Raw genomic sequence first — 22,293 nt, forward strand, 5'->3', positions numbered from 1 at the left:
GAACGGGTGCGTGCGCGACGATTCAGGTGTGCCGCCGGACGGCGATGCCGGTTCGCGTGCACGTTGCGCGGTGCGTCGGATCCCGGACACCGTGGCGATGAAACCGGTGTCGACGCACCGGTTGCGTGCGGCCTGACGAGCGGCGGTCGGGCGGTTCGATAGCCGTCGGCGTGCCGGGTGAGCGCGTCGATTTGCAATGGCGTTCGATCGCGCATCCCCATGCGGCGGGGAATCGTCTGTCCGCCGATGTCACGCGCGTCTCGAACCGATGGGCGAACCGGGCCGATGGCCACACCGTTTCGGCGCGTGGCATCGCGGGCTCCGACGCGCATGTTCCGGTTGCGTCGCGTCCGTCGCGGTGCGCCGCTCAGCGCGGCGACGTGCCCGGCCGTGCGACGAAGTACCGGGCCAGCATCGCGGCGATCGGCTTCTTGAAGTCGAGCAGGCGTTTTTCCAGATAGCGCCACGACAGATGCGCGAGCAGCACGGCGAGCGCGAACTGCAGCAGTTCCGGCAGCACGTCCCGGGCGATCGCGGGCATCGGCACGCGCGCGAACAGCGTGGGCATCTCGCCGAGACGTGCCGGAATCAGGTTGTGGAACAGGTAGAAGCCGTAGCTGATCGTGCCGAGATAGACGAGCGGCGCCCAGTCGAGCAGTGCGACGGCCGGGTGGTCGGGTTCGGTGACGATCCACAGCATCAGCGCGCCGAGCGACGCGGACAGGCCGAGATCCGTGAGCCCCGTGACGACGTCCGGCAGCGTCGTGAGCGCGGGCAGCGCGAGGAAGAACGCGACGCCGGCGGCGCCGAGCCAGCCGGGCGGAATGCGGCGGACGACGTCCTGGCCGCGATCGGCGAGCGCCATTGCGCCGACGCCGCCCAGCGCGATCAGCGCGAAATTCCACGGGGAAAACGCGTAGATCAGCACCGGCGATGCGTCGAGCGCGTAGAGCGCGAGATGGGCGAGCGCGCACAGCGCGACGGCCGCGACGCCGAGCGCGACGTGGCGCGCGGCCGGCACCGCGAGCAGCGTGAGCGGCGCGATCAGATAGAACTGCTGCTCGACCGCGAGGCTCCAGAAGTGCGACGTGGAGCCTGGCCAGCCGTCCTTGACGACGCCGATCCAATAGTTCGACAGGAACGTGGCGTGCCACGCGAGCCCGAGATTGACGCCGCGCTGGTAGAACAGCGCGTGCGCGATCGCGAGCGCGGCGAGCAGCAGGTAGTAGACGGGAAAGATCCGCAGCGCGCGCTTCGCGAGGAACAGCGCCAGCGCATGGCGGCGCGTCATCGTGCCGCTCTCGATTGCCTGACGGTTGCGATGCAGTTCGCCGACGATCAGGAATCCGCTGATGAAGAAGAACGTCCACACACCGAGCTTGCCCACGTCGACAGCGAGGACGTGGCCCTTGTGGGACAGGAAAACGAGGATGACGGCGAGGGCTCGCAGGCCGTCGAGTCCTTTGACGTATCTGACTTCGCGCATGAAGGCATCCGGGGCACTGAGCGAGGTCAGTATAGGCGCGCAAATATCGAACGTAATTCGCGTTCGGACGCGTTTCGACGTATACGTGAAGGCGTTTTTCGTTGCTCGAGCGTCGGCGAAGTCGGTCGCGCGCAACAAAACCTGCGGGAAACCCCGCGAAAACGCATAAAAGTACTGCACGAAGCGTCACGGCGCTTGTAGAATCCGGCGTTGAAGCGCGCGCGTTGCACGCTTCGTGTATCCAACGACCACACCTGGTAGGAGAAACATGGCGACTTCCGCAAAAAAGGTGGCCAAGAAGGCTGCCGCACCGGCCACCAAGAAAGTGGCTGCCAAAAAGGCTGCGCCCGCGAAGAAAGTAGTGGCCAAGAAGGCTGTCGCGAAGGCAGCACCGGCCGCTCCGACGCCGCTGAAGGACAAGTTCACGAAGGCATCGCTCGCAACGCACATCGCTGAGCGTGCAGCTGTCGAAGTGAAGGCGGTCAAGGCAGTGCTCGTCGCGCTCGAGAACGTCGTGCTGGGCTCGGTCCACAAGAAGGGCGCAGGCGAGTTCACGCTGCCGGGTCTGCTGAAGATCACGGCGCAAGTCGTGCCGGCGAAGAAGAAGCGCTTCGGCAAGGATCCGTTCACGGGCGAAGAGCGCTGGTTCCCGGCAAAGCCGGCCAGCGTGCGCGTGAAGGCACGTGCGCTGAAGAAGCTGAAGGACGCGGCTGCGTAATGCCGCGTAACGGTCGCCGATTGCAGGTCGGCGGCCGTTGCGATGTCCGACGATCCCCGTACGCGAAAGCGTACGGGGATTTTTATTGCGCCGCGCAAATCGAGCGTCCGCGTCGGCATCGCACAGCGCGGATACGGCATGACGTGACGCGCATCCTGTGTCGCGGCCGCTTGCGCGGATGGCCGGATCGTCGTGTTCGTGCCGGCGCGCGGTCTTGCATCGCTGCGCATTGCGCGTGTGTCGCGCGAGTCTCGCGTGATGAACGCAGCGATCGTTCCCGTCGGGATCGCCGACCAGGCGACTGCCGCGTGTGCGTCGATCGAGCGGCATCCCGGCGCGATGCCGCAGGCGATGCATCCGTTCGGGTTCGGCTCGGCACGCGACGGCGCGCAGCGACATCGACCTGCGGGTGACGGTCGCCGCGTTCGTGCTACGCGCGGTGGATCGTCGAAGCGATGCTGTCGACGTAGCGGTGCGCGCGCGACCGCTTCCTGCGATTGCGTCGCGGCGCGATGCAATCCGGTGGACAACCGCGGTCGTGCGCGAACCGCGCGCGCTGCACATGCGTGCTGCCCGCGCGAAGGGCACGCAGCGTCCGCGACTTCGTCAGCCCGCCGTGCCGGCGTATGCGGCCTTCAGCGCGGCGACGTCGAACTTCGTCATCTGCATCATGGCAGCGGCCACGCGCGCCGCCTTGACCTCGTCGCGGTCGGCCATCATCGGAATCAATGCGTCGGGCACGATCTGCCACGAGACGCCGAAGCGGTCACGCAGCCAGCCGCAGCCGTCGGCCGTGCCGCCGTTGTCGAGCAGCGCGCTCCAGTAGCGGTCGAGTTCCGCCTGGTCGGCGCAACTGATCATGAGCGAGATCGCATGGTTGAACGTCTCGGTGCGCGGGTGGCTCATCGCGATGAACGGCTGCCCGAACAGCTCGAACTCGACCATCCGGGTGCCGCTGGTGCCGGCGACCGCCGTGACGCGCACGACGCGCGAGTCCGGGAAAATGCCCGCATAGAAGGCCGCGGCTTCTTCGGCTTCCGTCGAGTACCAGAGGAACGGCGTGATCTTCTGAATCGTCATGGAGCGTCTCCTGTCGGGTGTGTCGGTGAGGAACGGGGCAATCTGCGTGCCGCCATCGATACGACGGACGAAGGCCGTCGAAATCGACACGTCGAAGCATAGTGCTTCGCGTCGCGGTAGCGAAATCGGCAGGGTGGACACACATGCGTCCGTTGCGACGCCGGATCCTCCAGGCGCGCGTCAGCAGGAACATGGGAGCGCGGTGGCAGCCAGTGCGGCATGCGCCTGACCGGCCGTATGCCGCGGTCTGACAATGCAGGGTATCCGCATGCCTGCGGACACGCTTCCGGCGCGCGACAGGCGGCCCAGGCGCCGCTCCCGGCCGGTCGCCGTACCCACGGTGCCGGCCACGGTCGCCGCTCGCCACGGCGCCGCCGGCAATGGACGAAAAAAAACCAGCCACGGCCGAAACCGGTGACTGGTTTTGCAGTTCGGCGGCACGGCGTCGGAGACGCCATGCACACCGGAAACGTACTTCTTAGAACTTGTGGCGAATGCCGAGTGCGACCAGTTCGGCCGAGCTCTTGCCGGCGAAGCCGTACGAAGCGATCGACGCTTGCGCGCTTTGCTGCACGCCGTCGACGAGCTGCGTGCCGCTCGCGTGCTGGTATGCGCCAACCAGGTAGATGTCCGTGCGCTTCGACAGCGAATAGTCCGCGCCGATGCCGACCTGGTGGTACTTCGCGCTCGTGTCGCCGGTTGCCTTCGTGTACGAGTAGCCGAGGCCCAGCAGCAGCGGCGGCGTGACCTGGTACGTCACGAACGCGCGGCCCGTGTTGTACTTTTCGGTCGAGCCGAAGCCCGAGAATGCGTCCGGCTTGTACTGTGCGTTGCTGTAGCCGAGACCGAACGTCACCGGGCCGAGTGCGTACTGGCCTGCGACTTGCGCGATCGCGATCGACTTCGCCGTTGCGTAACCCGAGTTGATCGGGCCGTCGAAGATCGCGTCGGACGTCGTCGAACCCCAGCCTGCGCGGCCGACAGCCGTCGTCGGCGACGGGTTGGCTGCGTAGAAGTAGCCTGCTGCAACGCCGACCGGGCCGTTGTTGTAGGCAGCTGCGACCGACCACGTCTGGCCCGAGCCCGTCTTGCCTGCGACGCCGCCGAGGGCGTACATGCCTTCGACCTGGAAGCCTGCCCAGACCGGCGACGTGTACTTGATTGCGTTGCTGACGCGCAGCGAGTTGTCGTTGTTGTCGACGTCGCCCGGCGTTGCCATCACGCTGCCGAAGTAGTTGTCAGCCGTGACTGCCTGGACCAGGTCGACCAGCGGGTCGTACTGGCGGCCGAGCGTCAGCGTACCGTACTGGGCGCTCTCGAGGCCGACGTATGCCTGACGACCGAACATGCGACCGCCCTGGTTCAGGTGGCCCGTGCCCGGATCAAAACCGTTTTCCAACTGGAAGATCGCCTTCAGGCCACCGCCGAGGTCTTCAGCACCTTTCAGGCCCCAACGGCTGCCTTGCAGGTTGCCCGACAGCATTTGCCACGAGTTGTTGGCCTGACCGTTGTTGCCGTGAACCCATGCGATCGACGTATCGATCACGCCATACAGCGTCACGCTCGACTGAGCATGAGCAGCGCCAGCGGCGCCCAGCAGGGCGAGCGAGAGGGTCGAGAGTGCGAGTTTCTTCATCGTTGAGTATCTCCACGCAAATGATTCGTCATTCATTATTTGTTGCGGATTGGAGAATAGCTCAGTGCCATACCTGCAAGAAAGCTTAAAAAATAAAGTGTCTCGAAAAGGTAACAGCGAGAAAAAGTCTATATATATCAAGCACATCAAGGACTGTTCCTCTTTTTGAAATAGTTGACAATTGCTGCGCCGCGATTGTTGCAGTGGTTGGTGCATCCGGCAGCGGAGGGGCGCGTTTGGCCGGTTGGCGCACGGAAATCGACGCGTGCAAACGTTTGCCGTTGCAGGTCGCATCGCGCGCTGATGCAAAGAACGCATCAACGCGCGGCGGCCGGGTGGGTTGCGGAAGCGAAGGCAGTCGCGTAGGGCGACGATGCGGCGCGCGCGATGCGCGGCCGCGCGGGAAAAAATACGCGGGGATTCAGTTGCCGCCTGAGCGATCGGCGGTGCGATCCGTCGGCGCGGCCGCAGCCGGGACGTTGCCGTTGCGGCGATGCGCATCGCCGCGCGCGGCCGCGAATTCCGCGCCGAGCAGCAGCACGGCCGCCGAGAAGTACAGCCACATCAGCAGGACCGCGAACGATCCGGCCGCGCCGAACGCACTGGCCGTGCCCGCGTGCGCGAGATACAACGCGAACAGTTTCTTGCCGCCGGAGAACAGGATCGCGGACACGATCCCGCCGATCGTCGCGTCGTGCCATGCGACGCGCGCATCGGGCAGGAACTTCATCAGCGCGGCGAACGCGCCCGCGAGCACCGCGATGCCGACGAAGAACTGCAACAGGTTGGTGATCGCGACATACGGTGAATCGCCGAGCAGCCAGGTGCCGATGAACGTGATCGCGGTATCGAGCACGAGCGACACGATCAGCAGGAACGCGACGCCGAGCACGAGCCCGAACGAAATGAGCCGCACGCGCACGAGTCCGAGCATGCTCGACCAGCGGCTTTCCGTACTCGGCCAGATCACGGAGAGCGCGGTGTTCAGCGACGCGAACGTCGCCGACGCGCCGATCGCGAGCGCGGCGAACGAGATCAGCGTCGCGATGCCGCCGCGCTGGCCCGCGCGATGCGCGTTCTGCACGATCGTCTGGATGCTGGCCGCCGCATCGTCGCCGATCAACTGGTGGGCCTGCTCGAACACCTGGCCGCGTGCGGCATCGTCGCCGTAGAACCAGCCGGCCACGGCGATCACCATCACGAGCGTCGGCGCGAGCGAGAACGCCGAGAAGAACGCGATGCTCGCGGCCATCGCCGAGCAGCGGTCGGAAGAGAAGCGCCTGAACGCGTTGAGTGCCCAGTTGGCCTGTTGTTGCGCGAGGCGGGTCGCCTCGGACGTGATCTGTCGTTTCATGACGGTTCGGTTGTGCGTTGAACGCAGGACATCGGTGGATCGGCAAATCGGTATTGATCCGACGAATCGATCATAGTTGCCTGAACTGTCTATAATTCCTTTCAGTTTCACCCCACCCCACAAAAACGCCGAGACCATCATGCTACAAATGTCCCGGCGCCAGTTCCTGAAGGTGACGGCCACGTCGCTTGCCGGATCGAGTCTTGCCCTGCTGGGCTTTTCTCCAACGGAAGCGCTCGCCGAGGTCCGACAGTACAAGCTGGCGCGCACAGTCGAAACGCGCAACACCTGTCCTTATTGTTCAGTGGGTTGCGGCATCCTGATGTACAGCCTCGGTGACGGCGCGAAGAATGCGCAGCCGAGCATCATCCATATCGAAGGCGATCCCGACCATCCCGTCAATCGCGGCACGCTGTGCCCGAAGGGTGCGAGCCTGATCGATTTCATCCACAGCCCGAACCGCCTGACGCACCCCGAGTATCGTGCGCCGGGCTCGGACAAGTGGGAACCCATCTCTTGGAACGACGCGCTCAACCGGATCGCGAAGCTGATGAAGGCCGACCGCGACGCGAACTTCGTCGAGACGGCGGAAGACGGCGCGAAGGTCAACCGCTGGCTGACCACCGGCATGCTGGCTGCGTCGGCGGGCAGCAACGAAGTCGGTTACCTCACGCACAAGACTGTCCGCAGTCTGGGGATGCTCGCATTCGACAATCAGGCGCGTGTCTGACATGGCCCGACGGTGGCAGGTCTTGCCCCGACGTTTGGCCGTGGAGCGATGACGAACCATTGGGTCGACATCAAGAACGCGGACGTGATTCTCGTGATGGGCGGCAATGCAGCCGAGGCCCATCCGTGCGGTTTCAAGTGGGTGACGGAGGCGAAGGCGCACCGCAAGGCGCGGCTGATCGTCGTCGACCCGCGCTTCACGCGTACGGCCTCGGTGGCCGACTATTACGCGCCGATCCGCACCGGCACCGACATCGTCTTCCTGGGCGGTGTGATCAACTATCTGCTGACGAACGACAAGATCCAGCATGAGTACGTGAAGAACTACACGGACTTCTCGTTCATCGTGCGCGAGGATTTCGCGTTCAACGACGGCATCTATTCCGGCTACGACGCCGAGAAGCACGCGTATCCGGACAAATCGAGCTGGGACTACGAGCAGGGCGACGACGGCTTCGCGAAGGTCGACCCGACGCTGCAGCATCCGCGCTGCGTGTACAACCTGCTGAAGCAGCACTACGCGCGCTATACGCCGGACATGGTCCAGCAGACCTGCGGCACGCCGAAGGAGAAATTCCTGAAGGTGTGCGAGATGCTCGCGACGACGGCCGTGCCAGGCCGCGCCGGCACGATCCTGTACGCGCTCGGCTGGACCCACCATTCGGTCGGCGCGCAGATGATCCGCACCGGCGCGATGGTGCAGCTGCTGCTCGGCAACATCGGCATCGCCGGCGGCGGGATGAACGCGCTGCGCGGTCACTCGAACATCCAGGGCTTGACCGACCTCGGGCTGATGTCGAACCTGCTGCCGGGCTACATGACGCTGCCGATGCAGGCCGAGCAGGATTTCGACGCCTACATCAAGAAGCGCGTGCAACTGCCGCTGCGGCCGAACCAGCTGAGCTACTGGAAGAACTACAAGGCGTTCCACGTCAGCTTCATGAAGTCGTGGTGGGGCGACGCCGCGACCGCCGAGAACAACTGGGCCTACGACTACCTGCCGAAGCTCGACAAGCAGTACGACCTGCTGCAGGCGATCGAACTGATGAATGCCGGCAAGATGAACGGCTACATCTGCCAGGGCTTCAACCCGCTCGCGGCGGCGCCGTCGAAGGTGAAGACGGCGGCCGGCCTCGCGAAGCTGAAGTGGCTCGTGATCATGGATCCGCTCGCGACCGAGACGTCCGAGTTCTGGAAGCATCACGGCGACTACAACGACGTCGATGCGTCGAAGATCCAGACCGAGGTGTTCCGGCTGCCGACCACGTGCTTCGCGGAGGAAAACGGCTCGCTCGTCAGTTCGAGCCGCGTGCTGCAATGGCACTGGAAGGGCGCGGAGCCGCCGGGCGACGCGAAGAGCGACCTCGAGATCATGTCGGGGCTGTTCCTGCGCATGCGCAAGATGTACCAGGCGGACGGCGGCAAGTATCCGGACCCGATCGTGAACCTGACCTGGCCGTACGCGAACCCGGAAAGCCCGACGCCCGAAGAGCTCGCGATGGAGTTCAACGGCCGTGCGCTCGCCGACCTGCCCGACCCGAAGGATCCGGCCAAGACGCTCGTGAAGAAGGGCGAGCAGCTCGCCGCGTTCGCGCAGCTGAAGGACGACGGCACGACCGCGAGCGGCTGCTGGATCTTCTGCGGCGCCTGGACGCAGGCCGGCAACCAGATGGGGCGGCGCGACAACTCGGACCCGACCGGCATCGGCCAGACGCTGAACTGGGCGTGGGCCTGGCCGGCCAACCGGCGGATCCTGTACAACCGCGCATCGTGCGACGTCGCCGGCAAGCCGTTCGACCCGACCCGCAAGCTGATCGGCTGGAACGGCAGCGCGTGGAAGGGCCCCGACATTCCGGACTTCAAGGCGGACGAACCGCCCGAGAACGGGATGGGGCCGTTCATCATGAACCCGGAAGGCGTCGCGCGCTTCTTCGCCCGCGCGGGGATGAACGAAGGTCCGTTCCCCGAGCACTACGAGCCGTTCGAGACGCCGCTCGCGGCGAACCCGCTGCACCCTGACAACCCGCAGGCGCTGAACAACCCGGCTGCCCGCGTGTTCCCGGACGACCGGGCGTCGTTCGGCAAGGCATCGGAGTTCCCGCACGTCGCGACGACGTACCGGCTGACCGAGCATTTCCACTACTGGACCAAGCATGCGCGGCTGAACTCGATCATCCAGCCCGAGCAATTCGTCGAGATCGGCGAAGACCTCGCGAAGGAAGTCGGCGTCGCGCACGGCGATCGCGTGAAGGTGTCGTCCAAGCGCGGCTACATCGTCGCGGTCGCGCTCGTCACGAAGCGGATCAAGCCGCTGACGATCGAGGGCAAGAAGGTCCAGACGGTCGGCGTCCCGTTGCACTGGGGCTTCAAGGGTCTGACGAAGCCCGGCTATCTCGCCAACACCCTGACTCCGTCCGTAGGCGACGGCAACTCGTACACACCGGAATTCAAGTCGTTCCTGGTGAAGGTCGAAAAGGCGTAAGGGGGAAGAGATGGCATTGCAATCGCTGGATATCAAGCGCGTCTCGGCCACCACGACGCCGCCGCCCACGGCGCGCGAACCGGTGACCGGGAGCGTCGCGAAGCTGATCGACGTATCGAAATGCATCGGCTGCAAGGCATGCCAGACGGCATGCATGGAGTGGAACGACCTGCGCGACGAGGTCGGCACCAACGTCGGCGTGTACGACAACCCGGCCGACCTGTCGGAGCACTCGTGGACGGTGATGCGCTTCGCCGAATACGAGAACCCGGCGGGCGACCTCGAGTGGCTGATCCGCAAGGACGGCTGCATGCACTGCGAGGATCCGGGCTGCCTGAAGGCGTGTCCGTCGCCGGGCGCGATCGTGCAGTACAACAACGGGATCGTCGATTTCCACGAGGAGAACTGCATCGGTTGCGGCTATTGCGTGACCGGCTGCCCGTTCAACGTGCCGCGGATCTCGAAGAAGGATCATCGCGCGTACAAGTGCACGCTCTGTTCCGACCGCGTCGCGGTCGGCCAGGAACCGGCCTGCGTGAAGACCTGCCCGACCGGCGCGATCGTGTTCGGCACCAAGGAGGACATGAAGCAGCACGCGGCCGAGCGGATCGAGGACCTGAAGGAGCGCGGCTTCGAGCATGCGGGGCTGTACGACCCGCAGGGTGTCGGCGGCACGCACGTGATGTACGTGCTGCATCATGCCGACAAACCGTCGCTGTACCACGGGCTGCCCGACAATCCGTCGATCAGCCCGATGGTGAAGCTGTGGAAGGGCATCGCGAAGCCGCTCGCGGTCGCCGGCCTCGCGCTGACCGCGCTGGCCGGGTTCTTCCACTACACGCGGGTCGGTCCGAACGAGGTCAGCGAGGAAGAGGAAGCCGCCGCCCGCGACGAGGCGCGACGCATCAAGGAGGACGCAAAATGAAGCACGACGACCCCAACCTGATCGTCCGCTACACGCCGAACGAGCGCACGAACCACTGGATCACCGCGATCACGTTCGTGCTGCTCGCGCTGTCCGGGCTCGCGCTGTTCCATCCGTCGATGTTCTGGCTCACCGCGCTGTTCGGCGGCGGCCAGTGGACGCGGATCCTGCATCCGTTCGTCGGTCTCGTGATGTTCGTGTCGTTCGCGATTCTCGTGATGCGCTTCTGGCATCACAACACGCTCGACGCGGACGACCGCCAATGGCTGAAGCAGATCGGCGACGTGCTGACCAACCAGGAAGACAAGCTGCCGCCCGTCGGGCGCTATAACGCCGGACAGAAGCTGCTATTCTTCACGTTGGTGGCGTGCCTGCTGCTGCTCCTGCTGTCGGGGATCGTGATCTGGCGGCGCTACTTCTCGTTCTACTTCCCGATCGGGGTGATCCGCGCGGCCGCTGTCGTGCATGCCGTGGCGGCCTTCGTGCTGATCGCGAGCATCATCGTGCACATTTACGCGGCGTTGTGGGTGAAGGGCTCGATCGGGGCGATGGTGCGCGGCACCGTCACGCTGGGCTGGGCCCGCAAGCATCACCCGAAGTGGTTCCGTGAAAGCGTGAAATAACGCACTGGAGCGGGGCGGCTCGCCGATCGCGGCGGGCCGTTCCGTCAGCCGTCGGAATCGCCTGAAGCGCCGACCTGTCGGCGCTTGTTTATTTGGAAGACATTTTCGTGACACAACGCATTCTCGAACCGACCGAGATTTCGGCGCTCGATCATTCGGCCATTCCGCGCTTTCGCCTGCCGGAGCGCGGCACCGCGTTCGCCGCGCGTGCCGCCCGGCTGCGCAAGCTTGCCGACCTGAACCCGATCAGCGGCTACCTGCGGCTGATGGCGACCGTTGCCGACGCGCAGCACGCGACGCTGCAGGCGCTGGAGCTGCCGCTGCCGTCGCCCGAAGCGATCGCACGCGCGCAACAGCATTCGATGCCCCTTGTGCCGGCGCTCGACGGCGAGCGCAACCCGCAGTGGCGGGCCGTGCTGTATGAACTGCTCGATCGCGTCGAAAGCGCCGGGCTCGTCAATCCGTCGCTCGCGAAGCTGCTCGACCGGCTGCGCCTGATGGCGCCCGCCGAACTCGACGCGCAGGCCGACGCGATCCTCGCGTTGCGCTTCGCCGAAGTCGACCCGGCCACCGCGCCGTTCCTGATGGCCGCGCTGCAGGTCGTCTGGACCGATCTCGCGAGCCGCGTGGCACCGGCCGACGTCCCGTATCTCGACCAGCCGGGGCTGTGCCCCGTGTGCGGCACGCATCCGGTCGCGAGCGTCGTGCGCGTCGGCGGCCAGTACCAGGGCTACCGTTTCCTGCAGTGCGGGCTGTGCACGACCGAGTGGCACATGGTGCGCACGAAATGTTCGCACTGCGACTCGACCAAGGGCATCGCCTACCACGGGATCGAAGGCGGCAGCGAAGCCGTCAAGGCCGAGTCCTGTGACGAATGCAAGACCTATCGCAAGATCGGCTACCAGGAGAAGGACTACGAGTTCGAGCCGCTGGCGGACGATCTCGCGAGCCTCACGCTCGACCTGCTGATGAACGAAGCCGGCTACCAGCGCAGTTCGCCGAACCCGCTGCTGTGGCCGGATATGTCGCGCGAAGCGGAATGACGGTACGGAGCCGGGGCGCGCGCGAGCGCCTGCGCCGGCTGCCTGCCGCGCATGGAATTGGAGCCACCATTACGTGACCGAACCGGGTTTGAATGAACTGAATGCCGTCCTCGCACGCGTGCCGTCGGTGGAGCGCGTGCTGACGTCGGCGCCGCTGCAGCCGCTGCTCGCCGACTATGGACGTACGCGCGTGCTGAACGCGGTGCGCGCCGAACTCGAACGCTGGCGCACCGCCGCGCAGCAGGATCCGCCGGCGGCCGGGCCGCTCGACGAGCCGCGCATCGCGGCGGCCGTCGCCCGCACGCTGGCCGCGCAGAGCGCGGGCACCGTGCGCGCGGTGTTCAACCTGACCGGCACCGTGCTGCACACGAATCTCGGGCGCGCGCTGTTGCCCGACGACGCGGTGCACGCGGTGGTCGACGCGCTCACGCAACCCGTCAACCTCGAATTCGACCTCGCCACCGGCCGCCGCGGCGACCGCGACGACCTGATCGACGATCTGCTGTGCGAACTGACCGGCGCGGAAGCCGCGACCGTCGTCAACAACAATGCCGCGGCCGTGTTGCTCGTGCTGTCGGCGCTTGCGCCGAAACGAGAAGTGATCGTGTCGCGCGGCGAACTCGTCGAGATCGGCGGCGCGTTCCGCATTCCCGACATCATGAGCCGTGCGGGTGCGAAACTGCGCGAAGTCGGCACCACCAACCGTACCCATCTGCGCGACTACGCGGACGCGATCGGTCCGCGCACGGCGATCCTGATGAAGGTGCACTGCAGCAACTACGCGATCAGCGGCTTCACCAAGGAAGTGACGCTGGCCGAACTCGCGCCGCTCGCGCGCGAGCACGGGCTGCCGGTGGCGGTCGATCTCGGCAGCGGCACGCTCGCCGATCTGTCGCAATGGGGCCTGCCGCACGAGACGACCGTGCAGGAAACCGTCGCGGCCGGCGCGAACCTCGTCACGTTCAGCGGCGACAAGCTGCTCGGCGGGCCGCAGGCCGGGCTGATCGTCGGCGATCGCGCGCTCGTCGCGAAGATCAAGAAACATCCGCTCAAGCGCGCGCTGCGCGTCGGCAAGCTGACGCTCGCCGCGCTCGAGCCCGTGCTGAGGCTGTACCAGGCGCCGGAATTCCTGCGCGAGCGGCTCACGACGCTGCGTCTGCTGACGCGGCCGCAGCGTGACATCGCCGAGGCCGCCGAGCGCGTGCGTCCGGCGTTGCAGGCCGCGCTCGGCGGCGGCTTCGACGTGCAGGTCGAGCCGATGTTCAGCCAGATCGGCAGCGGTGCGCTGCCGGTCGACCAGTTGCCGAGCGCCGGGCTCGTCGTGCGCACGCCGGATGGCAAGCGCGGCGGCCGTGCGCTCGCGCAGCTCGAGAAGCGGTTGCGCGAATGGCCGCGCCCGGTGATCGGCCGCATCGCCGACAATGCGCTGCGGCTCGACCTGCGCTGCCTCGAAGCGGCGGACGAAGCGGCATTCGTCGCGCAATGCGCGCAGGTCGCGGGGCCGGCTGCATGATCGTCGGTACCGCGGGACACATCGATCACGGCAAGACGACGCTCGTGCGCGCGCTGACCGGCGTCGACACCGACCGCTTGAAGGAAGAGAAGGCGCGCGGCATCTCGATCGAGCTCGGCTATGCGTATACGCCGCTCGAGAACGGCGACGTGCTCGGCCTGATCGACGTGCCGGGCCACGAGAAGCTGATTCATACGATGGCGGCCGGTGCGAGCGGGATCGACTTCGCGCTGCTGGTGATCGCCGCGGACGACGGCGTGATGCCGCAGACCCGCGAGCACCTCGCGATCCTGCAACTGCTCGGCGTCGCGCATGGTGCTGTCGCGCTGACGAAGTGCGATCGGGTCGACGCCGCGCGCCTGTCGGCGGTGCGCGACGAGATCGCCGCGTGGCTGCACGGCTCGGCGCTCGATGGCGCGCCGATCTTCGAAACCTGCGCGACGCGCGAGGACGATCCGGGCGTCGCTGCACTGAAGCGTCATCTCGCCGATGCGGCACTCGCGTGGCGTGCGCGCCGCGACGACGGCCTGTTTCGGCTCGCGGTCGATCGCGTGTTCACGCTCGCCGGGCAGGGGACCATCGTGACGGGCACCGCGTTCGCGGGCCGCGTGGCGACCGGCGACACGCTCGCGGTCGTGCGCACCGGCGGCGCGGCGCGCGTGCGCAGCATCCATGCGCAGAACCGGCCGGTCGACGCGGGCCGCGCGGGCGAGCGCTGCGCGCTGAACCTGGCCGGCGTCGACCGTGCGGACGTCGAGCGTGGCGATACCGTCGTGGATGCGCGGCTCGTCGCGACGTCGCCGCGTCTCGACGTCGAACTGACGCTGCTGGCCGATGCGGGGCTCACGCTGACGCACTGGGCGCCGCTGCACGTGCATCTCGGCACGCTGCATCGCGTCGCGCACGTTGCGCTGCTCGACGGCGATACGCTCGCGGCGGGCCACACGATGCGCGTGCAACTGGTGTTCGACGAACCCGTGTTCGCGCTGCCGGGCGATCGCTTCATCGTCCGCAATCCGCAGGCGACGCGCACCGTCGGCGGCGGTCGCGTGCTCGATCCGTTCGGTCCCGCCCGCAAGCGTCGCACGCCCGCGCGCCGCGCATGGCTCGACGCATTGGCCGCGTGGCTCGACGAAGGGCGGCTCGATGCGCTGCTCGCGCAGGCGCCGCTCGGTATCGCACGCGCGATGCTCACGCACCTGACGGGCTTCGCGCCCGACGTGCTGGCGTTGCCGGACGACGCACTGGCGATCGGCCAGCGCGAGCGCGCGTCGAACGACGGCACGGTAATCGCGCGGGTGCATTGGGACGCGCTGCAGGCGCGGGCGATCGATACGCTGCGCGCGTATCACGAACGCGTGCCGGACGAGCAGGGGCTCGATGCGGCGCGCCTGCGGCGGATGGCGGCGCCGCTCGTCGGCGATGCGCTGTGGCGCGCGTTGGTCGATGCGCTGGTGGACGGCGGGGAGGTGGCGCGAAGCGGGCCGTGGCTGCATCTGCCGTCGCATTCGGTGAGTTTCGATGCGCGCGAGGAAGCGCTGGCGCAGCAACTGCTGCCGCTGATTCATGCGGGGCGCTTCGATCCGCCGTGGGTCCGCGATCTGGCGCGCGACACGGGCGCGCAGGAGGAGGCCGTGCGCACGCTGCTGCGCAAGCTCGCGCGGCGCGGCGACGTGCATCAGGTCGTGCGCGACCTGTTCTATCACGCGGATGTCGTGCGAGAGCTGGCCGGGCTGGTCGCGCATCTCGCGCCGGCGCGCGGCGGCGGGCTCGACGCGGCGACGTTTCGCGACGCGACGGGGCTCGGCCGCAAGCGCGCGATCCAGATTCTCGAGTTCTTCGATCGGGTTGGGTATACTCGCTTCCACCGCGATCTTCACTTCCTGCGGCCTGACAGCGGTTGGGTGGGTGTACAGGCGTAGGCGCTCGTTGTTCTTTGGTTTTTTTCCCCACGGAAGGCATTCGTATCCGGTGGTACGGCCGGGCTTCAAACCCGGTTGGGGGTGTCAGACACTCCCGGGTCGGTTCGACTCCGGCTGCCTTCCGCCAGTCAAGGCTTCCCGCGCATTCCGGTGACTTCCGTAAATGCACCGTAGGTCGCTGATTTCAAAGCGATTTGTGGGTAACGGCATGCTTGCGACTTCCGCCACGGCTCCGCACAATCTTCCCGTGAAACATGGGTAGCGGGTTGGGTTTTGTGGGTAGGAAAGGAGGGCGACATGGCGGGACGACACTTGCATCGACTCAGCGCACTGCGCGTCGCGAAGGCGGCCGATCCAGGCCATTACGCAGACGGCGGTGGCCTCTACCTCCAGATCGCCGATAGCGGCGCACGCTCATGGGTGTTTCGCTTCACGCTCAATGGGCGCGTGCGCGAAATGGGCCTTGGACCGCTGTCGCGAGTCGCGCTTGGGGAAGCCCGGAAACTGGCCATCGGATATCGCGAGATGGTCGGTAACCAGGTCGATCCCATCCTTGCCCGGCGCGAAGAGCAGCGTCGGCGACAGCTTGATATCTCGATCGACGCCAATGTGACGTTCCGTGAGGCGGCTGAATCGTTCATCCGCGCACGTGAACCGGAATGGCGAAACCGCAAGCATGTCCAGCAATGGGGCAACACACTAAAGACGTACGCCTATCCCATCATCGGCGATGTGCGCGTGCGCGACATCGACACAGCGATGATCGTGCGTATCCTCCAGCCTATCTGGACCAAAAAGGCAGAAACGGCACGCCGGGTGCGCGGTCGCATCAAGGCAATCCTCGACGCGGAGACCGTGATGGGTCACCGCACCGGCGGCAACCCGGCCCGATACGTTGACCATCTCCAACTGGTGTTGCCGCGCTCGAAGAAGCGTTCGCAGATCAAGCATCATCCAGCACTGCCATGGGAAGATCTGCCGACGTTCATCCGGGAACTGGAGCTTCGTCCTCGACGCGCGGCGCGGATACTGCACCTGCTTATTCTCACGGCGACTCGTACGAACGAGGTCCGATTTGCGCGGGTCGAGGAATTTGATCTCGACAGTCGTATCTGGAGCATCCCGGGCGATCGCACGAAAAGCGGTCGGCCGCTGCGCGTGCCGCTTTGTGAGCGAGCCGTCGAAGTCGTCCATGCTGCACTACCCAAGGCCAAATATGGTTATCTTTTCCCTGGCTGCACGGAGGGGCGCCCACTGTCGAACATGGCTATGTTGGCCCTGTTGAAACGCATGTCGTACTCGGGGATCACCGTGCACGGTTTCCGGTCGACATTTCGTGACTGGGTCGCCGAATGCACCGACTATCCGGATTCTCTTGCAGAGGAAGCCTTGGCGCACATCATTACTTCGCAAACGATAGCGGCTTATCGGCGTCGCGATCAGCTCGAAAGACGGCGGCTCATGATGGAGGACTGGGGGGCGTATTGTTCAAGCGGACACATGCATGAAGCATCAATTGCGCCGGTCATGCCGCAAACGTTTGCCGCCTAGATCGACGCAGCTTTTGCTCTGGAAAAGGTACAGGTGGTAGGAGGTTCAAATCCTATCGCCCCGACTAGGAAAATCAAGGACTTACGGTGGAAGCCGTAAGTCCTTTTCCATTTTGGGCGGATTTTGCCCCCACATTTGCCCCCACACGTTGAGTGGTTCTCGCGGGAACGGCGCGGTACTTCCACCGAGCCATGCGGCGTCCGGATCGGTATTCCGGTTGTAGCGACTTCGGCCGCCCTGTACAACTTGCACACCACTGATGACGTCGCCGCCCCAATGGCGTAATGCTGATCACAAGTCACTCTCGCCTTTCGGCCTCAATTGAAAGGCGACCAACCGGGTTGCCACGTTGATTGTGATCGCCGTTGGCGGTCGCATCTAGATGGACCCAGAAAATGAAATCGAAGCCCCGGTCCTCGAGGCGCTCGAACTGCTCCTCAGCTGCGGCAAGCTTCAACAGGCATTGAGCTTGCCAATCCAACCCCACCACGAACCATTTCCACGAATTGTTCCACCCGCGCCACAGGATGGCGCCAGCGCTGCAATGATCGTGTGCAAACTTCTGGATCCGTCGGTCGATCACCTTCGCATCGTCGCGCGAAATGGATCCAGATAGGCGGATCGCGACAGTGTTCGCCGCATCGTCACGCGCGAGATATACGTCCGCAATGCCGCCCAAGTGCCGACGAACGCTTTCGAGATGCTCGAGTTCCATATCTGCATCCACTGGCATTGCCCCGCACAATACATATTCGCCCCTGTCTAGGGCATCTTCGATGTCCATGATCGTCACTCCGCTGATGTTTCGCCGGACGGGTCAAGCGACTGACTGGATGCTCCGGCGTGGGACAGGCGGCCAGCGGCCATGCGACGGCGTGCTGCCGTGCTGGGCGATCGTGAGAAAATTCAGGAGTCGCCATGCACCGTCGACGCGCAGCGTTCCAGTCTGCGGGTCCAGATGATGGAATCTCGGGAGAGGTCGATGTGGCGATCAAGGCCGAGCGGCAAGAATGAAACGTCGCCGGCCCAATTCCTGGTGAAAATTGCAGCGGCGCTCGCGTGTTTCTGCGCAAAGTCGGCAAGCACTTTCTCCACCGCGAGCCATGCGTTCGGTAATAGCGCGCCTGTGAGGCAGATGGCTAGACAGTGCGCCACGGGGTCGGTGGCAAAATAAACGTCGACATCGACCTGTTCGGTCAATCTGTTGGCGAGGTTTTCGGCGTGTGCACGGCGAAATTGGGTACCGACCGGTAGCGCGCCGCGGAGTATGTAGTTGGCCATGGTTTCCTCCGGACCGATTCGCCGCTCGTGCGAGCAGGCATGGTGGAACCCCGCTCGACAACGTGCGGTAACATCGAGAAGTCAAATGGTATGACGAGATTAGTACTCATCTGTACCATTGTCAACGAACAAAACATGACAAATGGATGATTTTCCGACACGCCTGAAGCAGGAACGCAAGCGCATGCGCTTGACCCAGCCCGAATTTGCAGAGCTGGGTGGGGTTCATAAGCAGGCTCAGTTTCATTACGAGCGAGGGACGCGCCGACCGAATTCCGATTACCTAGTCGGACTGGCGTCTGCCGGCGTGGATGTGTACTACCTGCTTACTGGGCAGGTCGCGACGCTTGCATCGACTGTTGAGGAACAGCAGATCTTGTCTCGATACAGGGCCCTCGACGCAGATCAGCGCATTGCAATGCTGGCGCTTATGGAGACCATGGGTGGATAACGCACCGTGCGAAACAGAACGATGATTCGTAGGGTGGCTAAGAAGTCGGCACGTTCCCGGACCGTACGATCTGACGATCGCGACCTGTAGAAGAAGTCGGGGCGACGTGTAAGGCCAATACCTCTTCGGCTAGAAGAAGTCCCGTCAACGGCTCTGCCTAGGAACGACGACCGGCCTCTTCGACGCAGCCGTCCTCAACCGGGCAGCACTATGATGGCGACCGGCCTCGTTAGATATGGACGCCGTTGGAAGCGGTATTTCCTGCGATCGCCCGGACCCGATGTACTTCCTAATGTGCGCCGCTGACCATTGAGATATGTTGCCGGGGGAATGCGGACTATTGCAGGGCTGAGGCGCAGCCGGACAGTAGCCGAACTTCCACAGGTCGCGAAGCGGCGTTCCATCGCTCTAACGTCTATTCCGCGCAGCTCAGATGTGCATGGCGCCCAAAACCGGCGCAAGCCTATCCTGCCGTCACTCATTTTTCATCTTGTTTTCTCTGTCGAGAGTGACTTCCGTATGCGCGATGTGCAAGCCATGCGTATTTTGAAATCGCGTCCGTGTAATTGCCGTGTGCGGCGCGTTTGAGGTAGCGGTGTGAAGAAGTGAGCATGGCATACACGATCGCATGATCTCGAGCGCATCACGTGTAAACGCATGGTGAATGCCTGAAAGCATGTCTTGAGTGATTGGTGCGTCCGACGCACCGCGTCGGGTCGTGCCGGTGGTACTCGAGTTTGGTCCGCAGTGGCGCGGCGGTGAATGTCTGCGTAACGCCGGTGCGCGCGTGTAGCGCTGACGTTGAAAGGGCCGGGCAGAAGAGGTGAGTGCCGAGTGCGCGCCGGTGGCATCGAATGCGTTCTGGATTGCTCTTCAGCGCGAATCGACGGGCAGCAGCGCTCACTGCAATTCGTGTCCATACGCGCGCGAATGAGAAGCCAGATGAGGCGTCTGACGAGAAAAAAATATTTCTTGTTCCTTCATATTCCTATGTATTCCTCTACATTCCGTTTGCGTCGAAAACAACATAGAACGAGGGTTGACGGAGCGTAAACGCGTGCGCAAGATGCAGTGAAGGATGTGCGTCGGAGGTTGTCATGGCGGTTGCCAGGAGATTCACTCGAGGGCAGTGGGAAGCGTTCGGTCGCAGGCTGGATGCGTTGCCTGAAAAACCGAAAGACGCGCAACCTGTCAAGGTGGGGGACGGTGTCAAATCTATACAGACACAGATCGTGGCGGCGCGGGAGAAGGGATATACGTTGTATGAACTGATAGAGCAGGCCGCGCAAGAAGGCATCGACGTGAATCTCAATTCGCTGAGATATGCGATGCGCCGTGCGGACGGAAAGGGAAGGGGGCGACGAGGCAATCGAGACACGGCACGAGAGCAGACGGCAGCGCCTGCTCGAGGCAGGAAGTCAGCACGGGCCAATGCGTCACGCGATAACCCGCCGCGCACGGGATTGCAGCAGAAAGAGAACACGAGGACAACCAGGCCGGGGCAACAGGTACAGGGCTTTCTTGGATTTCCGATCAGCCCGGATACCGAGAACTTGTAGAGGTCTCACATGGCAAGTAAAAATCCCCCCATCTACATGGTCGGTGGTAGCAAGGGTGGCGTCGGCAAGAGTTTTGTGACGCTGGCGCTGGTCGACTATCTGCAACGCACGGACATCGACGTCGTGCTGGTGGAGACGGACACGTCCAATCCTGATGTTATGAAAGCGGTCCATGCCGAAATCGAGTGCGCGTCATGTAATTTGGACGACGTCAGCGGCTGGATCGACTTTGTTAACTTCTGCGATACGCACCGGGATGCAATCGTTGTCGTCAACACGGCAGCCCGGAGTCAGGCGGGTGTCGAGCAGTACGGCGGAACGCTCGCTAGGGCGCTCGATGAGCTCGCCCGGCGTCTGGTCGTATTGTGGGTCATCAACCGGCAACGCGATAGTCTCGAATTGCTGCTCAAGTTCGGCGCGACGTTCCCGAACGCAATCACGCATGTTGTGCGCAACGGCTACTTTGGTTCTCCAGATAAATTCACCCTTTATCGGGACTCACAATTGCGCAACGCCGTTGAAGCACAGGGCCAATCGTTGGATTTTCCAGACCTTGCGGATCGCGTCGCGGACGAACTGCGTAGCCAGCGTCTGTCGGTCGGGAAGGCGGCGCAAACGATGCATATTGGTGAGCGGGCGGAACTGCTGCGCTGGCGTGCGATATACGGCACGATGTTCGCCAAGCTGACAGATCATGTGCAATTGGTGCGGTGAGGTCGCCAGGGGCGCTCGCGCGCTTGTTATTCGAGGTCGGAACGTCCCGGTCGGTGAGAATATTCGGGAGACGCACAGACTTTGCCAACTGCCGTTTGGCGGCAGTGATATGGCTTATATGACGGACCCAAGGAGAGTCTGTCAGGACAAAATGAATAGTTATCCTGATGGGATTGATTTGAGTAGGGCGACGCGATGCCGCCCTACGGCACTTACACTTTCATTTGACGCATGGCGTCGGCCAGCATCCATAGGGCGCGATTGAGCTTTACGTTCTGGTCGATTCCGGTGATGGGGCGTGTGGACATTGCACGCCCGGTGCGCGAGCGTCCATGCAGCCCGCCTTTCGTGAGATTTTCCTGCACCCGGTTAAACACCGTCCAGAGGTCGTCGCGGCGATCCTCGAAACGGCGGGGAGCGAGCAACTGGCTTTCGGTGATCGGAGCAGGAATCTCGGCATCGGTTGGATCGTAGCGCAGCGCAAGCGCGGAGCGAGCGAACGCCTGCTGTTCGTCACGGTTCAGCGAAACGTCGCGCATGCCTTCCTTTTGTTCGCGAATCAGCTCGAAACCGTCGAGCACGTCGAACGCACCATTGATGACGTTCTGAATGATGTTCCCTTTGTGCGGCACGCGAATATCGGCGACGTTGTCGCCCGCAACCATGCCATTCTGGCAGACAAAGCGCAGCAAGCCGGCGAGCATCTGATAGCTACTCGTGCCGTCGTGCGAGTTCAACAACACGATTTCGTTGGCTTCGTCGCCATTGATCTGCTCGGCGTGGCGAAGGCGAAGCATGTGCTTCGTGTAGTCGCGCTTGCCCTGATCGCGCACGCGCGTCTGGCAGACCATGAACGGCTGGAATCCTTCATTACGCAGGCCTCGCAATACGTCGATGGTCGGAATGTAGGTGTAGCGCTCCGAGCGGCTTTCGTGCTTGCCGTCGCCGAAGATGGACGGTGCAACGCGGCGAATCTGATTGTCCGAGAGGGGCGAGTCAGCCCGAAGCATCGGGGAGCTGTAATGGAAGGAAGAAGCGAGTTGCATGGCAATCTCCACAGCAAAAAGGGTTGAACGGCGGGCTGTGGGATGACCGTGCCGCTTACGCGGAAAACGCTCCCGGTGGAACTCGGGGTTGGCTTTTGCTTTTGCCTGACACCCTGTTTCCTGCCCGTGCGACCCAAGGAGCCGAGGGCGGGACGGTGTCAAGGAAGGAGGCGAGGGATG

18 protein-coding genes and 1 tRNA gene are annotated in these 22,293 nt (G+C 64.2%); 12 read left to right on the top strand and 7 right to left on the bottom strand.

Annotated elements, in window-relative coordinates; genetic code table 11:
* Positions 1–367: 367 nt before the first annotated feature.
* The gene (locus tag U5A56_RS27635) at positions 368–1,486 is read right to left on the bottom strand and encodes an acyltransferase family protein (RefSeq protein ID WP_044843834.1); all 1,119 of its coding nucleotides are present in this window, start codon (positions 1,484–1,486) and stop codon (positions 368–370) included.
* Positions 1,487–1,754: 268 nt separating this feature from the next.
* Between U5A56_RS27635 and U5A56_RS27640 the strand changes: the two genes are divergently transcribed.
* Entirely contained in the window at positions 1,755–2,204 is a 450-nt protein-coding gene (locus tag U5A56_RS27640) for an HU family DNA-binding protein (protein ID WP_011548077.1), read from the top strand.
* 606 nt (positions 2,205–2,810) lie between these two features.
* On the opposite strand, the gene U5A56_RS27645 is transcribed toward U5A56_RS27640, so the two are convergent.
* The 3 genes from U5A56_RS27645 to U5A56_RS27655 form a co-directional block, all read right to left on the bottom strand.
* A complete protein-coding gene (locus U5A56_RS27645) occupies positions 2,811–3,284 on the bottom strand; it encodes a VOC family protein (protein WP_044843835.1) in 474 nt (157 codons plus the stop codon).
* Positions 3,285–3,762: 478 nt separating this feature from the next.
* Positions 3,763–4,920 (bottom strand): porin, encoded by a 1,158-nt coding sequence (locus U5A56_RS27650; protein ID WP_321925604.1) that lies wholly within the window; start codon positions 4,918–4,920, stop codon positions 3,763–3,765.
* Between the two features lie 421 nt (positions 4,921–5,341).
* Positions 5,342–6,274, bottom strand: a complete 933-nt coding sequence (locus U5A56_RS27655) for a YihY/virulence factor BrkB family protein (protein ID WP_124521365.1) — start codon at positions 6,272–6,274, stop codon at positions 5,342–5,344.
* Positions 6,275–6,413: 139 nt separating this feature from the next.
* Between U5A56_RS27655 and fdnG the strand changes: the two genes are divergently transcribed.
* The 8 genes from fdnG to U5A56_RS27695 all read left to right on the top strand — a co-directional run bounded on the left by fdnG (position 6,414) and on the right by U5A56_RS27695 (position 17,062).
* Complete coding sequence (gene fdnG, locus U5A56_RS27660) at positions 6,414–9,485, top strand: formate dehydrogenase-N subunit alpha (RefSeq protein ID WP_321925606.1); 3,072 nt, start codon at positions 6,414–6,416, stop codon at positions 9,483–9,485.
* A gap of 10 nt (positions 9,486–9,495) precedes the next feature.
* Positions 9,496–10,410, top strand: a complete 915-nt coding sequence (gene fdxH / locus U5A56_RS27665) for a formate dehydrogenase subunit beta (RefSeq protein ID WP_124521371.1) — start codon at positions 9,496–9,498, stop codon at positions 10,408–10,410.
* Positions 10,407–11,033, top strand: a complete 627-nt coding sequence (locus U5A56_RS27670) for a formate dehydrogenase subunit gamma (RefSeq protein ID WP_321925609.1) — start codon at positions 10,407–10,409, stop codon at positions 11,031–11,033. Before fdxH ends, U5A56_RS27670 begins: the two co-directional genes overlap by 4 nt.
* Positions 11,034–11,140: 107 nt before the next feature.
* Positions 11,141–12,076, top strand: coding sequence for a formate dehydrogenase accessory protein FdhE (fdhE, locus tag U5A56_RS27675; protein ID WP_185733814.1), 936 nt, complete (start codon positions 11,141–11,143; stop codon positions 12,074–12,076).
* 73 nt (positions 12,077–12,149) lie between these two features.
* The gene (gene selA / locus U5A56_RS27680) at positions 12,150–13,589 is read left to right on the top strand and encodes an L-seryl-tRNA(Sec) selenium transferase (protein WP_321925612.1); all 1,440 of its coding nucleotides are present in this window, start codon (positions 12,150–12,152) and stop codon (positions 13,587–13,589) included.
* Complete coding sequence (gene selB / locus U5A56_RS27685; protein WP_321925614.1) at positions 13,586–15,511, top strand: selenocysteine-specific translation elongation factor; 1,926 nt, start codon at positions 13,586–13,588, stop codon at positions 15,509–15,511. The genes selA and selB overlap by 4 nt, the downstream gene beginning before the upstream one ends.
* Positions 15,512–15,542: 31 nt before the next feature.
* A tRNA-Sec gene (locus tag U5A56_RS27690) sits at positions 15,543–15,638 on the top strand.
* A gap of 170 nt (positions 15,639–15,808) precedes the next feature.
* Positions 15,809–17,062, top strand: a complete 1,254-nt coding sequence (locus tag U5A56_RS27695) for a tyrosine-type recombinase/integrase (RefSeq protein ID WP_321925616.1) — start codon at positions 15,809–15,811, stop codon at positions 17,060–17,062.
* A 298-nt stretch (positions 17,063–17,360) separates the two neighbouring features.
* Here U5A56_RS27695 and U5A56_RS27700 read toward each other — a convergent pair whose 3' ends face one another.
* Positions 17,361–17,846 (bottom strand): hypothetical protein, encoded by a 486-nt coding sequence (locus U5A56_RS27700; protein ID WP_321925617.1) that lies wholly within the window; start codon positions 17,844–17,846, stop codon positions 17,361–17,363.
* A gap of 122 nt (positions 17,847–17,968) precedes the next feature.
* Complete coding sequence (locus U5A56_RS27705) at positions 17,969–18,343, bottom strand: hypothetical protein (protein ID WP_321925619.1); 375 nt, start codon at positions 18,341–18,343, stop codon at positions 17,969–17,971.
* A 142-nt stretch (positions 18,344–18,485) separates the two neighbouring features.
* On the opposite strand from U5A56_RS27705, the gene U5A56_RS27710 reads away from it, so the two are divergent.
* From U5A56_RS27710 to U5A56_RS27720, 3 genes are all read left to right on the top strand, one after another.
* On the top strand, positions 18,486–18,794 hold the full coding sequence (locus U5A56_RS27710; protein WP_321925620.1) for a helix-turn-helix transcriptional regulator: 309 nt from the start codon (positions 18,486–18,488) through the stop codon (positions 18,792–18,794).
* Positions 18,795–19,891: 1,097 nt separating this feature from the next.
* The gene (locus U5A56_RS27715; protein ID WP_081070249.1) at positions 19,892–20,353 is read left to right on the top strand and encodes a hypothetical protein; all 462 of its coding nucleotides are present in this window, start codon (positions 19,892–19,894) and stop codon (positions 20,351–20,353) included.
* A 9-nt stretch (positions 20,354–20,362) separates the two neighbouring features.
* Entirely contained in the window at positions 20,363–21,067 is a 705-nt protein-coding gene (locus U5A56_RS27720; protein WP_321925622.1) for a protein mobD, read from the top strand.
* Between the two features lie 212 nt (positions 21,068–21,279).
* Here the strand turns inward: U5A56_RS27720 and U5A56_RS27725 are convergent, their stop codons facing one another.
* Positions 21,280–22,113: a DUF932 domain-containing protein gene (locus U5A56_RS27725; RefSeq protein WP_321925624.1), complete on the bottom strand. Its 834-nt coding sequence runs from the start codon at positions 22,111–22,113 to the stop codon at positions 21,280–21,282.
* Positions 22,114–22,293 lie beyond the last annotated feature (180 nt).

This window comes from Burkholderia sp. BCC1998 (assembly GCF_905339875.1).
In the GTDB taxonomy this organism is placed as follows: Bacteria; Pseudomonadota; Gammaproteobacteria; order Burkholderiales; family Burkholderiaceae; genus Burkholderia.

What these genes read in the sequence shown, in the direction of transcription:
- U5A56_RS27635 (WP_044843834.1), bottom strand. Translation starts at nt 1,486, where the DNA reads ATGCGCGAAGTCAGATACGTCAAAGGACTCGACGGCCTGCGAGCCCTC.
- U5A56_RS27640 (WP_011548077.1), top strand. Translation starts at nt 1,755, where the DNA reads ATGGCGACTTCCGCAAAAAAGGTGGCCAAGAAGGCTGCCGCACCGGCC.
- U5A56_RS27645 (WP_044843835.1), bottom strand. Translation starts at nt 3,284, where the DNA reads ATGACGATTCAGAAGATCACGCCGTTCCTCTGGTACTCGACGGAAGCC.
- U5A56_RS27650 (WP_321925604.1), bottom strand. Translation starts at nt 4,920, where the DNA reads ATGAAGAAACTCGCACTCTCGACCCTCTCGCTCGCCCTGCTGGGCGCC.
- U5A56_RS27655 (WP_124521365.1), bottom strand. Translation starts at nt 6,274, where the DNA reads ATGAAACGACAGATCACGTCCGAGGCGACCCGCCTCGCGCAACAACAG.
- fdxH (WP_124521371.1), top strand. Translation starts at nt 9,496, where the DNA reads ATGGCATTGCAATCGCTGGATATCAAGCGCGTCTCGGCCACCACGACG.
- U5A56_RS27670 (WP_321925609.1), top strand. Translation starts at nt 10,407, where the DNA reads ATGAAGCACGACGACCCCAACCTGATCGTCCGCTACACGCCGAACGAG.
- selB (WP_321925614.1), top strand. Translation starts at nt 13,586, where the DNA reads ATGATCGTCGGTACCGCGGGACACATCGATCACGGCAAGACGACGCTC.
- U5A56_RS27695 (WP_321925616.1), top strand. Translation starts at nt 15,809, where the DNA reads ATGGCGGGACGACACTTGCATCGACTCAGCGCACTGCGCGTCGCGAAG.
- U5A56_RS27700 (WP_321925617.1), bottom strand. Translation starts at nt 17,846, where the DNA reads ATGGACATCGAAGATGCCCTAGACAGGGGCGAATATGTATTGTGCGGG.
- U5A56_RS27705 (WP_321925619.1), bottom strand. Translation starts at nt 18,343, where the DNA reads ATGGCCAACTACATACTCCGCGGCGCGCTACCGGTCGGTACCCAATTT.
- U5A56_RS27710 (WP_321925620.1), top strand. Translation starts at nt 18,486, where the DNA reads ATGGATGATTTTCCGACACGCCTGAAGCAGGAACGCAAGCGCATGCGC.
- U5A56_RS27715 (WP_081070249.1), top strand. Translation starts at nt 19,892, where the DNA reads ATGGCGGTTGCCAGGAGATTCACTCGAGGGCAGTGGGAAGCGTTCGGT.
- U5A56_RS27720 (WP_321925622.1), top strand. Translation starts at nt 20,363, where the DNA reads ATGGCAAGTAAAAATCCCCCCATCTACATGGTCGGTGGTAGCAAGGGT.
- U5A56_RS27725 (WP_321925624.1), bottom strand. Translation starts at nt 22,113, where the DNA reads ATGCAACTCGCTTCTTCCTTCCATTACAGCTCCCCGATGCTTCGGGCT.